This is a genomic window from Mycobacterium sp. NPDC006124, from assembly GCF_040614235.1.
Classification (GTDB): Bacteria; Actinomycetota; Actinomycetes; order Mycobacteriales; family Mycobacteriaceae; genus Mycobacterium.
The window spans coordinates 39,550-58,882 of record NZ_JBEXUA010000004.1 but is presented as its reverse complement, the minus strand read 5'-3'; the positions used below and the strand labels follow the sequence as shown (position 1 = coordinate 58,882).

Sequence of the window (19,333 nt, the reverse complement as noted above, 5' to 3'; positions counted from 1 at the left end):
TCCTTCACGGCGGGGCGCCCGCGACGAGCGGGCCGGTGCGTGACCCATTAGAACACGCGTTCGATACAGGGGCGCCGCCAGAGGTGACGACGACGGCCTCGTGAGACGCTGCGCGGGTGCTCCCGTCCCCACGCCGCGGCCGAGCCGCCGGGCTGGCCCTGGGTTACGTGGCCGACGTGCTGTGGGCCGACCCGCGACGGGGCCACCCCGTCGCGGGCTTCGGCACCGTCGCAGCGACGCTGGAGCAGCACACCTACTCAGACCGACGGGCCGCCGGTGTCCTGCACACCGGCCTTCTGCTCGGCGGGCTCGGCGTTCTCGGAGTGGCCGCCGAGCGGACTGCCGCCCGGCGCGGACCAGTCTGGACGGCGGCGGTCACCGCCGCGGCCACCTTCGTCGTGCTGGGCGGCACGTCGCTGGGGCGCACCGGGCAGGCCATGGCCCGGCACCTCGAGGACGGTGACGTCGACGGCGCCCGGGGTTTGGTGCCGTCGCTGTGCGGACGCGACCCGCAGTCGCTGGACGAGGCGGGCATCGCCCGGGCCACCGTGGAGTCGATCGCGGAGAACACCGCCGACGCTGCGGTGGCGCCGCTGTGGTGGGGGGCGATCGCCGGGCTGCCCGGCCTGCTGGTCTACCGCGGAGCCAACACCCTGGACGCGATGATCGGTCATAAGTCGACGCGCTATCTGCACTTCGGTTGGGCGGCAGCACGTTTCGACGACCTGGCGAACTATGCGCCGGCTCGCCTCTCGGGCCTGCTCACCGCGGCGTGCGCTCCCATGGTGGCGGGTTCACCGGGTGCCGCGCTGACGGCGTGGCGCCGCGACGCCGCGCGGCATCCGAGCCCCAACGCGGGCGTGGTCGAGGCGTCGTTCGCCGGCGCGCTCGGCGTGCGCCTCGGCGGCCCAACGCAATACGCCCACCGGCTCGAGAACCGGCCGACGCTGGGAAGCGGCCGGGTGCCCCACGCAGCCGACGTCGTCCGCTCGGTGCGGCTGTCGCGCGCGGTTCAGTTCGCCGCGGCAGGGGTCGCGGTCGCCGTCACTGCCGTCTGCCGTACCGGTCGGCGAGCTTCTGCTCCGCGCTGAGCGGCGCCGTCGTGGTGGCACGGACCTCGGTCTCGGCCTTCTCCCGACGGCGCTGCTTGACCTCGGCGAGCACGAAGTAGCCGACGCCGATCGGCGCGATGATTCCGAACGCGATCCACTGAATGCCGTAGGACAGGAACGGACCCGCGTCGAGGTGGGGCAGACCGATGACCCCGAGACCGCCGGGTTGCCCGTCGACGAGCTGCAGATAGGACCCCGCCAGCGGCACGCCCGTCACCTGCGCGACCTGATCGGTGCTGATCGAGTAGACCTGCTGAATGCCGTTCTCGCGGAACGGCTCCTTGCCCGCAACCACCCCCTCGGGGTCGCGCAGCCGCGCGGTGATGGTCACGCTGCCGGTCGGCGGGGCGGCGAAGTCGGGCACCTGCGTGCCGCGGTCGGGTTTGACGTAACCGCGGTCGACGAGGACGGTGGGGCCGCCGTCGACGCGGAAGGGGACGAGGACCTCATAGGCCGGGTCGCCGTCGACGACGCGCAACCGCACCAACACCTGAGCCTCGGGCAGATACCGTCCGGTGGCGGTCACCTGACGCCACTGGTCACCGGGCGCCGCGGAATCCTGTCGTGGCAGAAGCGTCGTCAGTGCCACCGGCGGCTGCGACACCGAGTTGGAGATCTGCGCGTTCTCCCGAGAGGTCGTGGTGTTCTTGCCGAGCTGCCACGGGGCGAGCACGGTGAAGCACAGGTAGGCGAAGGCGATCGCGACGACGTAGAGCGCCAGCCACTGCGGCTTGAACAAGAACGCGAAGCGACCCATCAGCCCGCCACCCGACGTTCTCGAAGCCGCTCGTCGACCCAGGCGTGCAGACCCGGCAGCGACGCGTCGATGACGGCGAAGGTCTCCTCGTAGTCCTCCGTCGTCCCGTAGTACGGGTCCTCGACGTCGAGGGCGTGGGCACCCGAACGCGGGTCGAAGGAGCGCATCATCCGAAGCCGGTCCTCGGGGACGCCGAGATCACGAAGGATGCGAACGTGGTTGCGCCCCATCGCGACGACCATGTCGGCCGCCAGGTGGTCGTCCCCGACGTGGGAGGCGCGATGCGTCGTCGGGTAGCCGTGCTCCCGCAGGACGTGCACCGCCCGCTCGTGGGCGGGATCGCCGACGTGCCAGCTGCCGGTGCCCGCGCTGCTCACCCGCACCACGTCGGCGAGGCCGCGTTCGGCGAGCTGGTGGGCGAACATCTTGTCGGCCATGGGGGAGCGGCAGATGTTTCCCGAGCACACGAACGTCACGTGCAGGAGCGCACCTTCTGCCCCGGGTCGCTTCGCTCCTGCCCGCCGGTCTGATTCCCCGGGTCGCTTCGCTCCCGCCCGCCGGTCTGATTCCCCGGGTCGCTTCGCTCCCGCCCGCCGGTCTGATTCCCCGGGTCGCTTCGCTCCCGCCCGCCGGTCAGACACCGAGCACCTCCCGCAGGTCGGCCATCGTCGACACGTGCTTGAAGGCACTGACCGCGTCGGGGCCGTCGAAGTCCGACGCGCCGTAACCCCATTCGACGACCACCGTGTCGATGCCGTGGCTGGCCGCGCCGAGCACGTCGTGGGACCGGTCGCCGACCATCAGCACGTCGTCGGGCAGCGGGCCGAGTTGGGTCAGGGCGTGGGCCACCACGTCGGCCTTGGCCGAGCGGACGCCGTCCGGGCTGGCGCCGGCGATCACCTCGAAGAACTCCTCGATGCCGAAGTGCTCGATGATCCGACGCGCGGTCACCTCATTCTTGGAGGTGGCCACCGCCAGCCGCACTCCGGCCGTGCGCAGGTCGGTCAGCAAATCGATGATCCCGTCGAACAGGGCGTTCATCGACCAGCCGCGGCTGGTGTAGTCACGGCGATAGGCGGCGAACGCCTCGTCCGCGCGGTCACCGAGACCCATCGCCGCCAGCGTCTGATGCATCGGCGGGCCCACGACCAGGCTCGCGAGGTCGCCGTCGGGCACCGCGGCGCCGATCTCGCCCAGGGCCTGACGGAAGCTCGCGACGATGCCCGGGGCGGAGTCGGTGAGCGTACCGTCGAGATCGAAGAGGACTAGCCGAGGACTCACCTCCCCATTGTCTCCTGCCGCGCGGTGGGCCGTCCGTCCCGGTCGCCGGGGTCGGTCGACGAGTGGGCCGACGCACCCGGCCGTCGTCGCCGTTTCGTCTCTCTTCGCTGGTGACGTCGTAGGCTCTCGTCCAGACAACGGCAAGGGAGGTACGGCTATGAGCGCGTTGCTGGCCGACGTCATCGACGTGCTCGAGCGCGCCTACCCGCCCGCGCTGGCCGCGGAGTGGGATTCGGTCGGCCTGGTCTGCGGCGACCCGTCCGAACCCGTGGAATCCGTGACGATCGCAGTGGACGCCACGGCGGCCGTCGTCGCCGAGGTGCCTCCCCGGGGTCTCCTTCTCGCACATCATCCGCTGTTGTTGCGCGGTGTGGACACGGTGGCGGCGAGCACCGGCAAGGGCGCGATCCTGCACCGCCTGATCCGCAGTGGCAGTGCCCTGTTCACCGCCCACACCAATGCCGACTCCGCGACCCCCGGAGTGTCCGACGCACTTGCCGATGCGCTCGGACTGGTGGTGGAGGACGTGCTGTCGCCGGTATCGGACGGCACCCGGCTCGACAAGTGGGTGGTCTGCGTTCCCGCGGGCGACGCCGATGCGGTGCGCACGGCGTTGTTCGCCGCCGGTGCCGGTGCGCTCGGGGACTACTCGAACTGCAGCTGGTCTGTCTCGGGGACGGGGCAGTTCCTGCCGCTCGACGGCGCCGCACCCGCGATCGGCTCGGTGGGTTCGGTCGAGTACGTCGCCGAGGACCGCATCGAGGTGATCGCCCCCGCCGGGCTGCGCCCCGCGGTGCTGAGCGCGCTGCGGCATGCTCACCCCTACGAGGAGCCCGCGTTCGACGTGGTGACCCTGGCGCCGTTGCCGTCCGACGTCGGCATTGGCCGCATCTGCGCCCTACCCGTCCCAGAGAGCTTGCGCGCGTTCGTCACTCGAGTGAACCGCGGCCTGCCCGCCACCTCGTGGGGAGTGCGGGCCGCGGGTGATCCCGACGGCGTGATCTCGCGCGTCGCGGTGTGTGGTGGAGCGGGGGACTCCCTGCTCGACACCGTCGCCACAGCAGGCGTGCAGGCCTACGTCACCGCCGACCTCAGACACCATCCGGCCGACGAACACCTCCGCACCTCCGACGTCGCCCTGGTCGACGTCGCGCACTGGGCGAGTGAATACCCGTGGTGCGGCCAGGCCGAGAGCCTGCTGCGCACGCACTTCGGCGAGGCGCTGCAGGTAGGCGTCAGCCCGGTCCGGACGGATCCCTGGAATCTAGCGAAGGACATCAGCACCACATGAAGGCCGAAGAGTCACAACAGCGTTTGGTCCTGGAGATCGCGGCGGTGGACGCCGAGTTGAGCCGGCTCGACCACCGGGGCAAGCATCTCGAGGAACAGCAACGGCTCGACGCCGTCACCGCCGAGCATCGTGCGGCGACCGACGCACTGGCGACGCTGACCATCGCACTGGAGGACCTCGACGGACAGGTCGCGAAGTTCGAAGGCGAGATCGACGCGGTGCGCAAGCGCGAGGACCGCGACCGTGGCCTGCTCGACGGCGGGACGGTCGACGTCAAGCACGTCGGGGAGATCCAGCACGAGCTCGAGGCGCTGCAGCGCCGCCAGGAGAGCCTGGAGGATTCGTTGTTGGAGATCATGGAGCGCCGCGAACAGCTGCAGAAGGAGCTGGCCGAGCAGCAGGCCCGCATCGACGGGATGCAAACCGATCTGACGGCCGCCACCGCGGCCCGCAACGAGGTCCTGGTGCAGATCGACCAGTCGCGGCACGAGGCCGTGGCCCGCCGCGAGGAGCTTTCCGCCGCGGCGCCGGCCGAGCTGGTGGCGCTCTACGAACGTCAGCGGGCCCAGGGCGGCATCGGGGCCGGCCGACTGCAGGGCCGACGGTGCGGTGCGTGTCGCATCGAGATCGACCGGGGAGAGCTGGCCCGCATCTCCGCCGCGCGGGAGGACGAGGTGCTCCGATGCCCGGAGTGCTCGGCAATCCTGGTGCGCGTGCGGGACTTCACGGAATGAGGGCGTCGGCGTGAAGGTCATCGTCGAGGCGGACGGCGGGTCGCGCGGCAACCCCGGTCCGGCGGGCTACGGGGCAGTGGTCTGGTCGACCGACCACGCCACGGTGCTCGCCGAGCGCTTCGAGGGCATCGGACGGGCCACCAACAACGTCGCCGAATATCGCGGTCTCATCGCGGGTTTGGAGGCCGCGGCCGAGGTGGGGGCCACCGACGTCGCCGCTCGGCTGGACTCCAAGTTGGTCGTCGAGCAGATGTCGGGGCGGTGGCGGGTCAAGCATCCCGACCTGATTCCGTTGCGGGAGCGCGCCGTTGAGCTCACCCGTGCCTTCGGCGACGTGACGTTCGACTGGATTCCGCGCGCCCAGAACGCCCACGCCGACCGGCTGGCCAACCGGGCGATGGATGCCGTCGACGAGGATTCGCCGAAGGCGGCGTCGGCGCAGGCAGTCTCCCCGGCGGGCTGGACCGGGGCGCGCGGCGCACCGACTCGCTTCTTCTTGTTACGGCACGGGCAGACCGCCCTGTCGGTGGACCGGCGCTACTCGGGGCAGGGCAACCCGCCGCTGACCGAACTCGGGCGCCATCAGGCCGACGCCGCGGCCCGCTACCTCGGCCAGCGGGGCGGCATCACGGCGGTCGTCTCGTCCCCGCTGCAACGCGCCCACGACACGGCGTCGGCGGCGGCCAAGGAACTCGGCCTCGACGTCACCGTCGACGACGACCTGATCGAGACCGACTTCGGAGCCTGGGAGGGGCTGACGTTCGGTGAAGCCGCCCGACGTGACCCAGAGGTGCACGGTGCCTGGCTGCGCGACACCGCCGTGTCACCGCCCGGTGGCGGTGAGAGCTTCGACGCGGTCGCGGCACGGGTGCGACGGGCGCGCTTCCGGATCGTCGAGCAGTACGGCGACGCGACCGTTCTGGTGGTCTCGCACGTGACGCCGATCAAGTCGATCCTTCGGATGGCGCTCGACGCGGGTCCGGGCATCCTCTACCGACTGCACCTGGACCTCGCGTCGCTGTCGGTCGCGGAGTTCTATCCCGACGGCGGCTCGTCGGTGCGGCTGGTCAACCAGACGTCGTATCTCGAGTGAAGCTGGGCATCAGGACCTCGTCGACCACCGCGCGCACCGTCTCCTCGGTAGGGGGTCGTTCCGAGACGAGGGAACGAAACACCAGGTATCCGGGCAGCACGTCCCAGATCTCGGGGTTGATGGCCTCGGCCTGAATCTCCCCGCGTCTGACGGCCTCCTCGAGGACCTCGCGCATGACGACGGTGCGGTGATAGATGAACTTCTCCTGCATGGCTGCGGTCAGGGCCTCGCTGCGGGACATCTCGTTGAGCACCGCGCGCATCGTGCTCGTGTGCTCCCGGCCCTGCTCGACCACCGCGGCACCCATGGCCAGCAGGTCGCCACGCAACGACCCGGTGTGTGGGGGTTTCGCCGACTCGCGGGTTCCCTCGATGAACGCCGCCAACACGAGGTCGGCCTTGGACGGCCAGCGCCGGTACATCGTGGACTTGCTGGCCTTCGCCTCGGTGGCGACCGCCTCCACCGTCAGACGCTCATATCCGTGCTGCTGCAACAGTTTCAACGTCACCGCGAGCAGCTCGGCCTCGCGCGCACTCCAGGGACAGCCCGGCACCGTCGTTGACGCATCCGTTGAATCGGAGACCATACCTCCACCTCGTGCGCAAGGGGTTGGGACGACTTGCACCGACCCGTACCGTACCGTACCGTCTCTCAGGTCGCTCTTGGTTTCGGCCAGGGGCGACGATTCCGGTGCAGCCACGTCGCCGGCTGTCGAAAGGCGTATGAGTGAGCAAGCTTTCGATCGGGCGCGTCCTGAGGCGACAATGGACGATCGTCGTGGCGGTCGTAGTGGTCGCGCTGGTGGTCTTCAGCGTCACCCGACTGCACGGGATCTTCGGCTCCGACAACCAGGTGTCACGGCCCGCCGCGGACGCGCTGGAGAACACCGGCTACAACCCCAAGCGGGTCCTGTTCGAGGTGTTCGGCAGTCCAGGTGCGACGGCGACCATCAACTACCTCGACGAGAACGCCCAACCCCAACGCGTCGACGACGTGCCGTTGCCGTGGTCGCACACGTTGACCACCGACGATCCGACACTCTTCGCCGATCTTCGCGCTCAGGGTGACTCGGCTCCCATCACGTGCCGCATCACCGTCAACGGCATCGTCAAGGACGAAAGGTCCGCCAGCAACGTGAACGGATACATCGCCTGCCTGGACAAGTCCGCATGAGCGAGCACTCGACGCTGAGGTCGCGTCCGGCGCGTTTCATGTGGACGATGGCGCTGCCAATCCTGTTGCTATGGATCGCGATAGCGGTGTTGACCAACGTCGTCTCGCCCCAGTTGGAGACCGTCGGCGAGGAACGTTCCGTCGCGATGAACGCCTCGGACTCGCCCTCGATCATGGCGATGCGGCACATCGGCCAGAAGTTCCAGGAGTTCGACTCCGACAGCGCCGCGATGATCGTCCTGGAGGGTGACGAGAAGCTCGGCCAGAACGCCCACGACTACTACGACGTCCTGGTCAAGAAGCTCAACGCCGACACCACCCACGTCGAGCACGTGCAGGACTTCTGGGGCGACCCGCTGACCGCGGGCGGCGCGCAGAGCAAGGACGGCAAGGCGGCCCTGGTCCAGGTCTATCTGCGCGGCAACCAGGGCGAGGCGCTGTCCAACGAGTCCGTCGACAGCATCCGCAAGATCGTCGCCGACACCCCGGCGCCGCCGGGAGTCAAGGCCTACGTCACCGGTGCCGCCCCGACCATCACCGACAACTTCGAAGTCGGCAATGCCGGAACACATCAGGTCACCGCGATCACCTTCGCGGTCATCGCGGTGATGCTGCTGATCGTCTACCGGTCGCTGGTCACCATGCTCATCATGCTCGTGGTGGTGGCCGTGGAGCTGATGGCCGCCCGAGGCATCGTCGCGACGCTGGGCCACACCGGCGTCATCGGCCTGTCGACGTATGCGACGAATCTGTTGACGCTGTTGGCGATTGCCGCCGGCACCGACTACGCGATCTTCCTCGTCGGCCGATATCAGGAGGCCCGCAACCGTGGCCTGGAGCGCGCCGAGGCGTACTACGACATGTTCCGCGGGACGGTGCACGTCATCGTCGGCTCGGGCTTGACCATCGTCGGGGCCGTGGCGTGTCTCTACTTCACCCGGTTGCCGTACTTCCAGACCCTCGGCGTGCCTGCTGCGCTCGGCGTGCTGGTGACGCTGGTGGCGGCGCTCACGTTGGGGCCCGCCGTCATCGTGATCGTGAGCCGCTTCGGCCTGCTCGAACCCAGACGCAAGGTGCGGGCGTCGGGATGGCGTCGCATCGGTACCTCGATCGTGCGGTGGCCAGGTCCAATCCTGGTGGTGTCGCTCGGCATCGCCGCCATCGGCGTCCTGGCGTTGCCGGGGGCGAAGATCAGTTACGACGGCCGGCCGTACCTGCCCGACACTGCACCGGCCAACGTCGGTTACGCCGCGGCGGAGCGGCACTTCTCCGAGGCCCGGCTCAACCCCGAGCTGTTGATGATCGAATCCGATCACGACATGCGCAACCCGTCGGACATGCTGATCCTGGAACGCGTCGCCAAGGCGGTGCTGCACACCCCGGGCATCGCGCTGGTGCAGTCCATCACCAGACCGCTGGGCACGCCGATCACCCACAGCTCCATACCGTTTCAGATCAGCGCTCAGAGCGCCGGGCAGATCATGAACCTGAGCTACCAGCAGGCGCGCGCGCAGGACATCCTCAAACAGGTCGACCAGACGACCAAGTCGATCGCCATCCTGCAGCAGCAACTCGAGCTGCAGAAGCAGAGTGCCGCCGCCACCAATGAACAGGTCGAGGCCTTCCACGACACGGTGACGACGATCAACCAGGTGCGCGACAACCTCGCGAACTTCGACGACTTCTTCCGGCCGTTGCGCAACTACTTCTATTGGGAGCCGCACTGCTTCGACATCCCGTCGTGCGCAGCGTTGCGATCGGTGTTCGATTCGCTGGACGGCATCTCCGAACTCAGCGACAAGTTCTCGCAGGTCACAGCCAGCCTCGACAAGCTCAACGCCCTGCAACCGCAACTGGTGGCGCTGATCCCGCCGCAGCTGGAGGTGCAAGAGGCCAATCGCGAGCTGCTGCAGTCGAACTACGCGACCACCGGCGGCACCAACACCCAAAGCCAGGAGGCGTTGAAGAACGCCACCGCGTTGGGCAAGGCCTTCGACGACGCGAAGAACGACGATTCGTTCTACCTGCCTCCCGAGGCCTTCGACAACGCCGACTTCAAGCGCGGGCTGAAGCTGTTCATGTCACCCGACGGCAAGGCCGCCCGGATGACGATCACCCACGAGGGCAATCCCGCGACGCCGGAGGGAATCTCGCACATCGACGCCCTGCGCAACGCCGCCTTCGACGCGATCAAGGCGACGCCGTTGTCGGATGCCAAGATCTACGTCGCCGGCACCGCGTCGACGTACAAGGACATCCAGGAGGGGTCGACCTGGGACCTGCTGATCGTGGCCATCGCCGCGATCGCCCTGATTCTGCTCATCATGGTGTTCATCACCCGCAGCATGGTCGCCGCTGTGGTGATCGTCGGCACCGTGGTGCTGTCGTTGGGCGCCTCGCTTGGCCTGGCGGTCCTGGTGTGGCAGTACATCTTCGGCATCGAGCTCTACTGGATCGTGCCTGCGCTGGCGATCATCCTGCTGCTGGCGGTGGGTGCCGACTACAACCTGCTGCTGATATCGAGGTTCAAGGAGGAGATCGGGGCCGGCCTGAACACCGGCATCATCCGGGCGATGGCGGGCACCGGTGGTGTCGTCACCGCCGCCGGACTGGTCTTCGCGTTCACGATGGCGTCCTTCGCGTTCAGTGACCTGGTCGTGCTCGGCCAGATCGGCACCACGATCGCCATGGGTCTGCTGTTCGACACGCTGATCGTCCGCTCGTTCATGACACCGTCGATCGCCGCGATGCTGGGACGGTGGTTCTGGTGGCCGCTGAACGTGCGCACACGACCGGCCAGCCAGATGTTGCAGCCCTTCGGATCCCGGATCTCGGTGCGCAAGCTGCTCGGACCCGAGACCAAGGACTCCGGCTCACGCGCGTAGGTGCAACCGCTCGCCGTGCGGACCGAAGATGGCCACCGCCTCCGACGGTCCGTCGACGGTGCCGAACCAGTGTGGCGTCCACGTCGAGAACTCAACGGCCTCACCAGGTTTGATGACGAAGTCGCGTTCGCCGAGGATCAGGCGTAGGCGCCCGGACAGCACGTACATCCAGTCCTGGCCGTCGTGCACCGGCAACTCGGCGGGTGGCGTGCGACGGCGGGCGCTGACCCGAATCTTGAAGGCGTGCAGGCCGGCGGCCGGTCCGCTGTGGGTCAGCGGCCAATAGGTCACGCCGTCGTGGGTGTGGGAGGCGCCCTTCACGCGGGGGTCCTCGGCCGCGGGGGCTCGCAGCAGGTCGTCGGTGCTGACCGACAGTGCCGACGCGAGGCGGGGCAGGTGGTCGAGGGCCAACCTTCGCTTGCCCGACTCCAATCGGCTCAGCGTGGAGACGTCGATGTCGGCCCTCGTCGCGACCTCCTCGAGGGTGAGGCCGCGTTGCGTGCGCAATTCACGCAGCCGTCGCCGGACCCGCAGGTCCACGTCATCCCCGTCCTTTGCCTGCATGGCAAATCATGTTGGCAGAACCGTCGGGGGTCGGCAAGGTGGTGGTCATGGACACCACGGAATTCGACTGCGTCGTCGTCGGCGGAGGTGCCGCGGGACTGAGTGCGGCACTGGTGCTGGGCCGGGCCAGGCGTCGCACGCTGGTCGTCGACGCAGGACGTCAGAGCAATCTGCCCGCCCACGGCATCGGCGGTCTCCTCGGCCACGACGGCAGGCCCCCCGCCGAGCTGTACGCCACGGGGCGGACCGAACTGGAGACGTACCCGACGGTCGAGGTGCGCACGGGTGAGGTGACCACCGGGGCGCCCGACGGCGCCGGCTTCGTCCTCGGCCTGGCCGACGGCAGCGCGGTCCGCACCAGACGGGTGCTGCTCGCCGCCGGCATGGACTACGTGACACCGCCCATCCCCGGGCTCGCCGAACTGTGGGGGCGCTCGGCCTTCCATTGCCCGTTCTGCCACGGCTGGGAGGCTCGCGACCAACCGATCGCCGTGCTGGCCGACGGTGAGCGCGCCGAACACCTGGCCCTGATGCTGCGCGGCTGGACCGACGACGTCGTGGTGCTGACGAACGGCCCGGCTGAGTTCACCGCCGACCTGCCGGTCGACGAGCGTGAGGTGGCCCGATTGGTCTCCGAGGCAGGCGAATTGGTGGCCGTCGAGTTCGCCGACGGTGACCGGCTGCCCCGTCGCGCCGTGCTGGTGTCGACGACCCTGCGGCAGCGTTCGGACCTGGCCACCCAACTCGGGGTCGCCCTGGCCCCGCCGGGGCCCGTGGCCGAGGACTCCGTCGTCGTCGACCCGTTCCAACGGACGTCGGTGTCAGGAGTGTTCGCCGCAGGCGACGTCAGCGCGTCGATGCCGCAGGTCGCCGCGGCGATCTCGACGGGATCGCTGAGCGGCGCCGCCGTCGTGCAAAGTCTGCTGGCCGACGACGTCGGCCTGCCCACCCCACCGTGGCCCAACCAGAAGGAGAACGCCGATGTCAGTGCATGACGACGAGACCGTCCGCAAGTTCTGGGACTCGCATTACGCAGAGCGCGAACGCATCTGGAGCGGACGGGTCAACGCCCAACTGCCGGGCATCCTCGCCGGGGTGACCCCCGGTCATGCGCTGGACCTCGGGTGCGGTGAGGGCGGCGACGCCGTGTGGCTGGCGGAGAACGGATGGCAGGTGACGGCCGTCGACGTAGCCGACACGGCCATCGGACGCGCCGAGGCCGCCGCCGAGGCCCGGGGCGTCCGCGACCGCATCGCATTCGAACGCCACGACCTCTCCGACAGCTTTCCCGAGGGCACCTTCGATCTGATCTCCGCGCAGTTCCTGCACTCGACGGTGCGGTTGGAACGACCCCAGATCTTGCGCAGGGCCGCGGCCGCCGTCACCGTCGGAGGTCTGCTGGTCGTCGTCGACCACGCCGCGCCGCCGCCGTTCTCGAAGAAGGTGCCGCACGACCACCCGTTCCCGACGCCAGCGGAGGTGCTGGCCGAACTCGACCTGCCCGACGAGCACTGGGACCGGGTGCGCGTCGAGGTCGTCGAACGCGAGGGCACCGACCCCGACGGGCAGCCGTTCACCTGGCGCGACAACGTGATGGTGCTGCGCCGGCGCGGCTGAGTCGGGCCGGTGGGGGTCCCGGCGCCAGTCCCGGAGTACCGTGTTCACCGCGGACGAGTTGGCCGGGCGGCCGCGGCGTTCGGGTTCGCCCGCACGTCGAGGAAAGTCCGGACTTCGCAGAGCAGGGTGATTGCCAACGGCAATCCGAGGTGACTCGCGGGACAGTGCCACAGAGAACAGACCGCCACTCGCAAGGGTGGTAAGGGTGAAACGGTGCGGTAAGAGCGCACCAGCATTCCGGGTGACCGGAGTGGCTAGGTAAACCCCACCCGAAGCAAGGCCAAGAAGGCCGCAACCTGGTTGCGGTTGCGCGGACGTTCGAGGGCTGCTCGCCCGAGTTCGCGGGTAGGCCGCTCGAGGCACCCGGTGACGGTGTGTCCAGATGGATGGTCGCCGCCGCGCCGTCATTCGTGACGGCGCGGAACAGAATCCGGCTTACAGGCCAACTCGTCCGCCCTCGCCCGCCGTCCTAGCGGGCGGCGCGCACCGCCTTCTTCAAACCCGTGAGCGCCGCGTCGAGCTTCTCCTCCGCGCGCCGCGCGATCTCGGCTTCGAGCTGAAAGAGCACCCCGTAGGTGAAGGTGTCCTCACCCGCGGCGTGGGCGGCCTCGGCCTCCTCGGACAGGTGCGCCCGGCTGACCACGCTGTCCTGGTGGTCGCCGAGCAGTGACTGAATCGACTTGGCCTCGTCGGCCACGTCGTCCTCGCCGAGCGCGGAGGCCGTGTAGCGGAGCTGCTTGGCCCGTTTGCGAATCGCGTGCAGCGCCTCGTCGGCGTCCTCGGGGGAGACGGTGTCGTCCGCGGCGGCGACGTCGGCCTTCTTGGCGGACTTGCGCAGCCGCCGATACGCCCCGGCCACGGTCACGGGTTCGGGTTCCGACCCGGACGGCGAGGGCGTCGGTTCCGAGGTCAGCAGCGCCTCGAGTCCGTCGAGCAGTCGGAAGTACCGCTCGGAGCGCATCGCCACCAGGGACCGCTTCCAGCCGGCGCGGTAGCGGCGCTTGGCGCCGTCGACGAGCCGTTCGCGGACCGGGCCGCGGATCAGGTCGGCGGGCAACTCGGCGAGTACGGTCTCGTACTTCTCGGCGAGCACCTCCGCGTCGCGTGCGCCACCGAGAATGCCGGCCAGTACCTTGAGCTCCTCGAGCAGCCACGAGTCGTCGGAGATGCCGAACGATTCCTCCGAGGCGCGCAGCAGGCTGCGAATCTTGCGGGTGGTCACCCGCATCTGGTGCACGGAGTCCCAGGCGTCGGCCCGAACGGCCCTGTCCCACACCAGAAGCTGCTCGACCTGCTCGGCGACGGCGCGGTGCACCGGGTCGTCCGACGGCGGTGCCGCCTGGGCAGGGGTGTCGAGCACCTTCGCCAGTTTCGAGCCGTGCCCGGCCGGTTCGGCGCCCGCGTCGAACAGCCGGTTGGCCAGTCGGTCGAGCAACGCCGCGTCACCACCGGCGCCCTCGACGAGCTCGAGCTCCCACTCGCGCCATTCCTGAGCCTCGGTCTCACCGTTGGCCGACGCCCGCACGACGTCGTCGCAGAACTCGGCCAACGCAGCGCCGTCCGGAGCGAACAGCAGGTCCACCGTGCGGGTGGTGGAGATGTGCGCCACCGGCCGCAACGGGCGGTCCCGGACGATCGCGAGCACCACGTCGCGCAACTCGTCGGGGACGGTGTCGTCCGGCGCGCCCGAGTCCCCGAGCGGCGTGCGGACCTCGGTCCTGGCGTCGGCGCCGGCGGGAAGCTTGAGGTGCCACCCCGCGTCGGGGCCACCCGTGCGGCGCCGCAACGTGATCCGGTGCCGGGCGAGATCTTGGTCCGGAGTGTCGAAGTAGACGGCGTCGAGCTGCTGGACGGGGGAGCGTTCCACCTTGGCCACCGAGGACAGGCCGCCGAAGGACGGGGACACGGTGTCGCCGGTGACCGCGAACTTGCGCTCGACCTCCGTGTGGCGCGACGGCTTGCGCTTCTGGGCTGACATCTTCACCTTCGGTTCGATTCTGGAATAGGTGAACAGGTTGCCACATCAAGGTGAACGGAGGACCGCACGAGCCCCGAGCCCGGACACCGCGTGCGATAACGTCGGGCCGTGCCCCAATTCGAAACGCTGAAGTTCACCCAGTCCGGCGCCGTCGTCGGCATCGTCCTGGACCGACCCGAGGCCGCCAACGGGATGAACGACACTCTGACCCGGGAGCTTGCCGAGGCCGCGACCCTCTGCGACGACGAGGCCGTCAAGGTCGTCACCATCACCGGCGAGGGCAAGTTCTTCTGCGCCGGAGGCGATCTCAAGGCGGTGGCCGGCGCTGCCAGTCCCGGCGCCTACGTCGACGGCATGGCTCAGGACCTGCACCGTGCCATGTCGACGTTCGCCAGGATGGACGCCGTGGTCATCACCGCGGCCAACGGTGTCGCCGCCGGAGCCGGGTTCCCGCTTGCGGTGTCCGGTGATCTGGTCCTCGCCGCGGAGTCGGCGTCGTTCACGATGGCCTACACGAAGGCGGGCCTGAGCCCGGACGGCGGTTCGTCGTACCTGTTGCCCCGCCTGATCGGTCTGCGCAGGACCCAGGAGCTGATGATCACCAACCGGGTGCTGACCGCCGCCGAGGCCCTGGATTGGGGACTGGTCACCACGGTGGTGCCCGACGCCGAACTGCCCGACGCCCTCGAGGCGCTGGCGGCCCGAACCGCTTCCGGGGCACGACGATCCAACGCTGCGGTCAAGGAACTGCTGCTGACGGCGTACGCGTCGACCTTCGAGGACCAGGTGGCTCGCGAGGCCCGGCTGATCGCGGAGTGCGCCGATTCCGCCGACGGCAAGGAAGGCGTCGCCGCGTTCCTCGGCAAGCGACGGGCCGAGTTCGCCTAGAAGCGGTGTCGCCTAGAAGGAGTGCTCCTCGGCGGGGAACGCGCCGGTGGCCACGTCGGCGGCGTACTGCGTTGCGGCGCGGCGCAATTCACCACCCACGTCGCCGAAGCGCTTGACGAACTTGGCGGTCCGGCCCGCCGTCATCCCGGCCATGTCCTGCCACACCAGCACCTGGGCGTCGCAGTTGGGTCCGGCGCCGATGCCGATCGTGGGAATGGTCAGCTTGCCGGTGATCTGAGTGGCCAACTCGGCGGGCACCATCTCCAGCACGACCGCGATCGCGCCGGCCTCGGCGACGGCGATGGCGTCGTGGACGGTCTGCTCGGCGGCGTCGCCCCGGCCCTGAACTCGGAAACCGCCCAGCCCGTTGACGCTCTGCGGGGTGAACCCGATGTGGGCCACCACCGGGATGCCGGCCTGGGTCAGGGTCGCGATCTGCTCGGCGACCCGCTCGCCGCCCTCCAGCTTCACCGCGGCCGCGCCGGCCTCCTTCATGAAGCGCGTGGCCGTCTGGAGAGCTTGCGTCGGGCCTCCTTCGTAGCTGCCGAACGGAAGATCGGCCACCACCAGGGCGTGGGGAGCGCCGCGCACCACGCCGCGCACTAGGGGGATGAGCTCGTCGGCGGTGACCGGGACGGTGGTGTCGTAGCCGTAGACCACGTTCGCCGCCGAGTCGCCGACGAGCAGAACGGGGATCTCGGCCTCGTCGAAGATGCGTGCGGTGGAGAAGTCGTATGCGGTGAGCATCGACCACTTGTGCCCCTCGGCCTTCCACTTGAGAAGGTGATGGGTGCGGATCTTGCCCCGCGGGGCTGGCGTTTCGGTGGCGGCACCGTAAACCGTCTGCTCAGACATCGTTGTCCTCAATCTCGTCGACTCATTCCTCGAGGCCCATCCGGGTCCCCGGGTCATCTGACGTCTCGAGTCTGTCATCCCGCCGGCCGAAGGTGAACCGTCGCTTGAGTGCAGTTCCTCACACCTGGGCCGGTGGCGGGCCTACCATCGGCGACATGCAACGGCTCAGCGGACTCGACGCCAGCTTCCTCTACCTCGAAACGTCCGCGCAGCCGCTGCACGTGTGCTCGATCCTGGAGATCGACCCCTCCACCATCCCCGGCGGCTACAGCTTCGACCGGATGCGTGAGGCCCTGATCCAGCGCATCAAGGCGATGCCGGAGTTTCGGGAGAAGCTCGCCGACAACCGGTTCAATCTCGACCACCCGGTGTGGGTGGAGGACCACGACTTCGACGTCGACCGGCACCTGCACCGCATCGGACTGCCCTCGCCCGGAGGTCGCGTCGAGCTCGGCGAGATTTGCGGCCACATCGCCTCGCTGACGCTGGACCGCACCAGACCGCTGTGGGAGATGTGGATCATCGAGAACGTCGGGGGCGTCGACGCGGGTTCCGGCGGGCGGCTCGCCGTGCTGACCAAGGTGCACCACGCCGGCGTCGACGGCGTCACCGGCGCCAATCTGATGTCGCAGCTGTGCACCACCGAACCCGACGCGCCCGCCCCCGATCCCGTCGAGGGCGTCGGCGGCGGATCGGATCTCGAGATCGCCGTCAGCGGCGCATTCAAGTTCGCCACGCGGCCGCTGAAGCTGGCCAACGTGGTGCCGTCGACGCTGTCGACGGTCCTGGACACCGTGCGGCGTGCGCGCAGCGGCCTGACCATGGCGGCGCCGTTCGCCGCGCCGACGACCCGGTTCAACGCGACGGTCACCGGTCGCCGCAACGTCGCCTTCGCCCAACTCGACCTCGAGGACGTCAAGACCGTCAAGAACCAGTTCGGCGTCAAGGTCAACGACGTCGTGATGGCGTTGGTGGCCGGGGTGCTGCGACGGTTCCTGCTCGACCGTGACGAACTGCCCGACAGCACGCTGGTGGCGATGGTCCCGGTGTCGGTACACGACAAGTCCGACCGACCGGGCCGCAACCAGGTGTCGGGCATGTTCGCCAGCCTGTACACCGACGTCGAGGATCCCGCCGAGCGCCTGCGGGCCATCGCCGGCGCGAATTCCGTTGCCAAGCAACACAGTGCGGCGATCGGTGCGACGCTGCTGCAGGACTGGTCGCAGTTCGCGGCGCCCGCGGTGTTCGGGGTGGCCATGCGCGTCTACGCCTCGAGTCGGTTGACGAGCGCGGTGCCCGTGCACAATCTGGTGGTGTCCAACGTGCCGGGGCCGCAGGTGCCGCTGTACTTCCTGGGCGCACAGGTCGACGCGATGTACCCGCTGGGGCCGATCTTCCACGGATCGGGGCTCAACGTGACCGTGATGTCGCTCAACGGCACGCTCGACGTGGGACTGATCTCCTGCCCCGACCTGCTGCCTGATCTGTGGGACATGGCCGACGACTTCGAGGCCGCGCTCAAGGAGTTGTTGAACGCCGCGGGTTGACACCCTCAACTGGGCCGACGCCCCTTCATGGCAGCATGACAGCCATGAACCTCAGACGCGGGGTCCTCGCGGCCACTCTCATCGTGCTGCTGGTGGCCGGGTGCAGCCGTCTGGTCGACGGGCGCGGTGTCATCGCCACGCCGCGGCCGGGGTCGCCGATCGAATGGTCGCAGTGCGACCTCGCGTCCTCCGACGTCCGCATCCCGGCGGGCGCCGAATGCGGAAAGCTCTCGGTGCCGGTCGATTACACCAAGCCCGACGGTGACGTCGCCCGCCTGGCGATGATCCGCTTCAAGGCGACGGGGGACAAGATCGGCTCGCTGGTGGTCAACCCCGGCGGGCCCGGCGAGTCCGGCGTGAACGCCGCCGCCTCCCTCGTGGGCGCGATCCCCGACTCGGTTCGCCAGCGTTTCGACCTCGTCGGCTTCGACCCCCGCGGGGTCGGTGCCTCCACCCCGGCGGTGTGGTGCAACAGCGACGCCGACAACGACCGGCAACGGGCCGACGACCAGGTCGACTACACCCCCGAGGGCGTCGCCCACATCGAGTCCGAGACCAAGGACTTCGTCGCGCGATGCGTCGAGAAGATGGGCGACGACTTCCTCGCCAACGTCGGAACATCAAGTGTCATCAAGGATCTCGACGCCATGCGGGCTGCGCTAGGCGACCAGAAGCTGACCTACCTCGGCTACTCCTACGGCACGCGCATCGGTTCGGCGTACGCGGAGGCCTACCCCCAGAACGTGCGCGCCATGATCCTCGACGGCGCGGTGGACCCCAACGCCGATCCGGTGGAGGCCGACATCCGTCAGGCCGCGGCGTTCCAGACGGCGTTCAACGACTACGCGGCCGACTGCGCGAAGAGTCCGCGATGCCCGCTGGGCACCGATCCCACCAAGGCCGTCGACGTCTACAAGGACATGGTCGAGCCGCTGGTCGGCAATCCGGCCAAGACCCGGGATCCGCGCGGCCTGAGCTACAGCGACGCCATCGTCGGCACCATCCTGCCGCTGTACTCGCCCAACCTGTGGCGCCACCTCACCCAGGCGCTCTCCGAGCTCAAGAACGGCAACGGCGACACCATGCTGGCCCTGGCCGATCTCTACATGGGCCGCGACGAGAACGGGCACTACAACAACTCCACCGACGTGCGGGTGGCCGTCAACTGCGTCGACGAGCCGCCGATCACCGATCGCAAGACCGTCGTCGACGAGGATCGTCGCGCCCGTGAGGTCGCCCCCTTCATGAGCTACGGGCAGTTCACCGGCAACGCGCCGCTGGGCACGTGCGCCTTCTGGCCCGTGCCCGCGACGTCCAAGCCCCATCAGATCTCGGTCGCGGGGCTTCCTCCGGTGCTGGTGGTCTCGACGACCAACGATCCGGCGACGCCGTATCAGGCCGGTGTCGACCTGGCCAAGCAACTCGGCGGCACGCTGGTGACGTTCGACGGCACCCAGCACACGGTGGTGTTCCAGGGCAACAGGTGCGTCGACGACATCGCCGCCAAGTACCTGGTCGACGTCGAGGTGCCGCCGCCCGGTTCGACCTGCTGACCGAG

18 protein-coding genes and 1 other RNA gene are annotated in these 19,333 nt (G+C 69.2%); 12 read left to right on the top strand and 7 right to left on the bottom strand.

Going from position 1 to position 19,333, the window contains the following annotated elements; translation table 11 throughout:
- The first annotated feature begins 116 nt into the window (after positions 1 to 116).
- Entirely contained in the window at positions 117 to 1,091 is a 975-nt protein-coding gene (locus ABZ195_RS09910; RefSeq protein ID WP_355217172.1) for a cobalamin biosynthesis protein, read from the top strand.
- On the opposite strand, the gene ABZ195_RS09905 is transcribed toward ABZ195_RS09910, so the two are convergent.
- From ABZ195_RS09905 to ABZ195_RS09895, 3 genes are all read right to left on the bottom strand, one after another.
- The gene (locus ABZ195_RS09905; protein ID WP_355217170.1) at positions 1,045 to 1,869 is read right to left on the bottom strand and encodes an SURF1 family protein; all 825 of its coding nucleotides are present in this window, start codon (positions 1,867 to 1,869) and stop codon (positions 1,045 to 1,047) included. The two genes, ABZ195_RS09910 and ABZ195_RS09905, sit on opposite strands and share 47 nt — an antisense overlap.
- The gene (locus ABZ195_RS09900; protein WP_355217845.1) at positions 1,869 to 2,351 is read right to left on the bottom strand and encodes a low molecular weight protein-tyrosine-phosphatase; all 483 of its coding nucleotides are present in this window, start codon (positions 2,349 to 2,351) and stop codon (positions 1,869 to 1,871) included. Before ABZ195_RS09900 ends, ABZ195_RS09905 begins: the two co-directional genes overlap by 1 nt.
- Positions 2,352 to 2,502: 151 nt before the next feature.
- Positions 2,503 to 3,150, bottom strand: coding sequence for an HAD-IA family hydrolase (locus ABZ195_RS09895; protein WP_355217169.1), 648 nt, complete (start codon positions 3,148 to 3,150; stop codon positions 2,503 to 2,505).
- A 157-nt stretch (positions 3,151 to 3,307) separates the two neighbouring features.
- Here ABZ195_RS09895 and ABZ195_RS09890 point away from each other — a divergent pair, with 157 nt between their 5' ends.
- Genes ABZ195_RS09890 through ABZ195_RS09880 form a run of 3 tightly spaced genes read left to right on the top strand, consistent with a single transcriptional unit; the run spans position 3,308 to position 6,268 of the window.
- Positions 3,308 to 4,441, top strand: a complete 1,134-nt coding sequence (locus ABZ195_RS09890) for a Nif3-like dinuclear metal center hexameric protein (protein ID WP_355217167.1) — start codon at positions 3,308 to 3,310, stop codon at positions 4,439 to 4,441.
- Entirely contained in the window at positions 4,438 to 5,175 is a 738-nt protein-coding gene (locus tag ABZ195_RS09885; RefSeq protein ID WP_355217165.1) for a C4-type zinc ribbon domain-containing protein, read from the top strand. The genes ABZ195_RS09890 and ABZ195_RS09885 overlap by 4 nt, the downstream gene beginning before the upstream one ends.
- Positions 5,176 to 5,185: 10 nt before the next feature.
- Positions 5,186 to 6,268 carry a bifunctional RNase H/acid phosphatase gene (locus tag ABZ195_RS09880; RefSeq protein ID WP_355217163.1) on the top strand — a complete coding sequence of 361 codons (1,083 nt, stop codon included), beginning with the start codon at positions 5,186 to 5,188 and terminating at the stop codon, positions 6,266 to 6,268.
- On the opposite strand, the gene ABZ195_RS09875 is transcribed toward ABZ195_RS09880, so the two are convergent.
- Complete coding sequence (locus ABZ195_RS09875) at positions 6,243 to 6,854, bottom strand: TetR/AcrR family transcriptional regulator (RefSeq protein ID WP_355217162.1); 612 nt, start codon at positions 6,852 to 6,854, stop codon at positions 6,243 to 6,245. The genes ABZ195_RS09880 and ABZ195_RS09875 overlap by 26 nt on opposite strands.
- 140 nt (positions 6,855 to 6,994) lie before the next feature.
- Here ABZ195_RS09875 and ABZ195_RS09870 point away from each other — a divergent pair, with 140 nt between their 5' ends.
- Both ABZ195_RS09870 and ABZ195_RS09865 read left to right on the top strand, forming a co-directional pair.
- On the top strand, positions 6,995 to 7,441 hold the full coding sequence (locus tag ABZ195_RS09870) for an MmpS family transport accessory protein (RefSeq protein WP_355217160.1): 447 nt from the start codon (positions 6,995 to 6,997) through the stop codon (positions 7,439 to 7,441).
- Complete coding sequence (locus tag ABZ195_RS09865) at positions 7,438 to 10,326, top strand: RND family transporter (protein ID WP_355217159.1); 2,889 nt, start codon at positions 7,438 to 7,440, stop codon at positions 10,324 to 10,326. Before ABZ195_RS09870 ends, ABZ195_RS09865 begins: the two co-directional genes overlap by 4 nt.
- On the opposite strand, the gene ABZ195_RS09860 is transcribed toward ABZ195_RS09865, so the two are convergent.
- Positions 10,315 to 10,890 (bottom strand): XRE family transcriptional regulator, encoded by a 576-nt coding sequence (locus ABZ195_RS09860; protein ID WP_355217157.1) that lies wholly within the window; start codon positions 10,888 to 10,890, stop codon positions 10,315 to 10,317. The two genes, ABZ195_RS09865 and ABZ195_RS09860, sit on opposite strands and share 12 nt — an antisense overlap.
- Before the next feature lie 47 nt (positions 10,891 to 10,937).
- Here ABZ195_RS09860 and ABZ195_RS09855 point away from each other — a divergent pair, with 47 nt between their 5' ends.
- The 3 genes from ABZ195_RS09855 (at position 10,938) to rnpB (ending at position 12,961) form a co-directional block, all read left to right on the top strand.
- Positions 10,938 to 11,885, top strand: a complete 948-nt coding sequence (locus tag ABZ195_RS09855) for an NAD(P)/FAD-dependent oxidoreductase (RefSeq protein ID WP_355217156.1) — start codon at positions 10,938 to 10,940, stop codon at positions 11,883 to 11,885.
- Positions 11,872 to 12,507 (top strand): class I SAM-dependent methyltransferase, encoded by a 636-nt coding sequence (locus tag ABZ195_RS09850; protein ID WP_355217154.1) that lies wholly within the window; start codon positions 11,872 to 11,874, stop codon positions 12,505 to 12,507. Before ABZ195_RS09855 ends, ABZ195_RS09850 begins: the two co-directional genes overlap by 14 nt.
- A gap of 54 nt (positions 12,508 to 12,561) precedes the next feature.
- Positions 12,562 to 12,961, top strand: an RNA gene (gene rnpB / locus ABZ195_RS09845) — RNase P RNA component class A.
- A gap of 15 nt (positions 12,962 to 12,976) precedes the next feature.
- On the opposite strand, the gene ABZ195_RS09840 is transcribed toward rnpB, so the two are convergent.
- The gene (locus ABZ195_RS09840; protein WP_355217152.1) at positions 12,977 to 14,485 is read right to left on the bottom strand and encodes a CYTH and CHAD domain-containing protein; all 1,509 of its coding nucleotides are present in this window, start codon (positions 14,483 to 14,485) and stop codon (positions 12,977 to 12,979) included.
- 108 nt (positions 14,486 to 14,593) lie between these two features.
- Here ABZ195_RS09840 and ABZ195_RS09835 point away from each other — a divergent pair, with 108 nt between their 5' ends.
- The gene (locus ABZ195_RS09835; RefSeq protein WP_355217150.1) at positions 14,594 to 15,373 is read left to right on the top strand and encodes an enoyl-CoA hydratase/isomerase family protein; all 780 of its coding nucleotides are present in this window, start codon (positions 14,594 to 14,596) and stop codon (positions 15,371 to 15,373) included.
- A 12-nt stretch (positions 15,374 to 15,385) separates the two neighbouring features.
- Here ABZ195_RS09835 and panB read toward each other — a convergent pair whose 3' ends face one another.
- Positions 15,386 to 16,228 (bottom strand): 3-methyl-2-oxobutanoate hydroxymethyltransferase, encoded by an 843-nt coding sequence (gene panB, locus ABZ195_RS09830; protein ID WP_355217148.1) that lies wholly within the window; start codon positions 16,226 to 16,228, stop codon positions 15,386 to 15,388.
- Positions 16,229 to 16,383: 155 nt separating this feature from the next.
- Between panB and ABZ195_RS09825 the strand changes: the two genes are divergently transcribed.
- Both ABZ195_RS09825 and ABZ195_RS09820 read left to right on the top strand, forming a co-directional pair.
- Positions 16,384 to 17,775 (top strand): wax ester/triacylglycerol synthase family O-acyltransferase, encoded by a 1,392-nt coding sequence (locus tag ABZ195_RS09825; RefSeq protein ID WP_355217146.1) that lies wholly within the window; start codon positions 16,384 to 16,386, stop codon positions 17,773 to 17,775.
- A gap of 44 nt (positions 17,776 to 17,819) precedes the next feature.
- Complete coding sequence (locus ABZ195_RS09820) at positions 17,820 to 19,328, top strand: alpha/beta hydrolase (RefSeq protein ID WP_355217144.1); 1,509 nt, start codon at positions 17,820 to 17,822, stop codon at positions 19,326 to 19,328.
- The last annotated feature ends 5 nt before the right edge of the window (positions 19,329 to 19,333 follow it).

Bases quoted from the DNA above. Each gene is read 5' to 3' on its own strand.
- ABZ195_RS09905 (WP_355217170.1), bottom strand. From the start codon at position 1,869: ATGGGTCGCTTCGCGTTCTTGTTCAAGCCGCAGTGGCTGGCGCTCTAC.
- ABZ195_RS09890 (WP_355217167.1), top strand. From the start codon at position 3,308: ATGAGCGCGTTGCTGGCCGACGTCATCGACGTGCTCGAGCGCGCCTAC.
- ABZ195_RS09885 (WP_355217165.1), top strand. From the start codon at position 4,438: ATGAAGGCCGAAGAGTCACAACAGCGTTTGGTCCTGGAGATCGCGGCG.
- ABZ195_RS09875 (WP_355217162.1), bottom strand. From the start codon at position 6,854: ATGGTCTCCGATTCAACGGATGCGTCAACGACGGTGCCGGGCTGTCCC.
- ABZ195_RS09865 (WP_355217159.1), top strand. From the start codon at position 7,438: ATGAGCGAGCACTCGACGCTGAGGTCGCGTCCGGCGCGTTTCATGTGG.
- ABZ195_RS09860 (WP_355217157.1), bottom strand. From the start codon at position 10,890: ATGCAGGCAAAGGACGGGGATGACGTGGACCTGCGGGTCCGGCGACGG.
- ABZ195_RS09855 (WP_355217156.1), top strand. From the start codon at position 10,938: ATGGACACCACGGAATTCGACTGCGTCGTCGTCGGCGGAGGTGCCGCG.
- ABZ195_RS09850 (WP_355217154.1), top strand. From the start codon at position 11,872: ATGTCAGTGCATGACGACGAGACCGTCCGCAAGTTCTGGGACTCGCAT.
- ABZ195_RS09840 (WP_355217152.1), bottom strand. From the start codon at position 14,485: ATGTCAGCCCAGAAGCGCAAGCCGTCGCGCCACACGGAGGTCGAGCGC.
- panB (WP_355217148.1), bottom strand. From the start codon at position 16,228: ATGTCTGAGCAGACGGTTTACGGTGCCGCCACCGAAACGCCAGCCCCG.
- ABZ195_RS09825 (WP_355217146.1), top strand. From the start codon at position 16,384: ATGCAACGGCTCAGCGGACTCGACGCCAGCTTCCTCTACCTCGAAACG.
- ABZ195_RS09820 (WP_355217144.1), top strand. From the start codon at position 17,820: ATGAACCTCAGACGCGGGGTCCTCGCGGCCACTCTCATCGTGCTGCTG.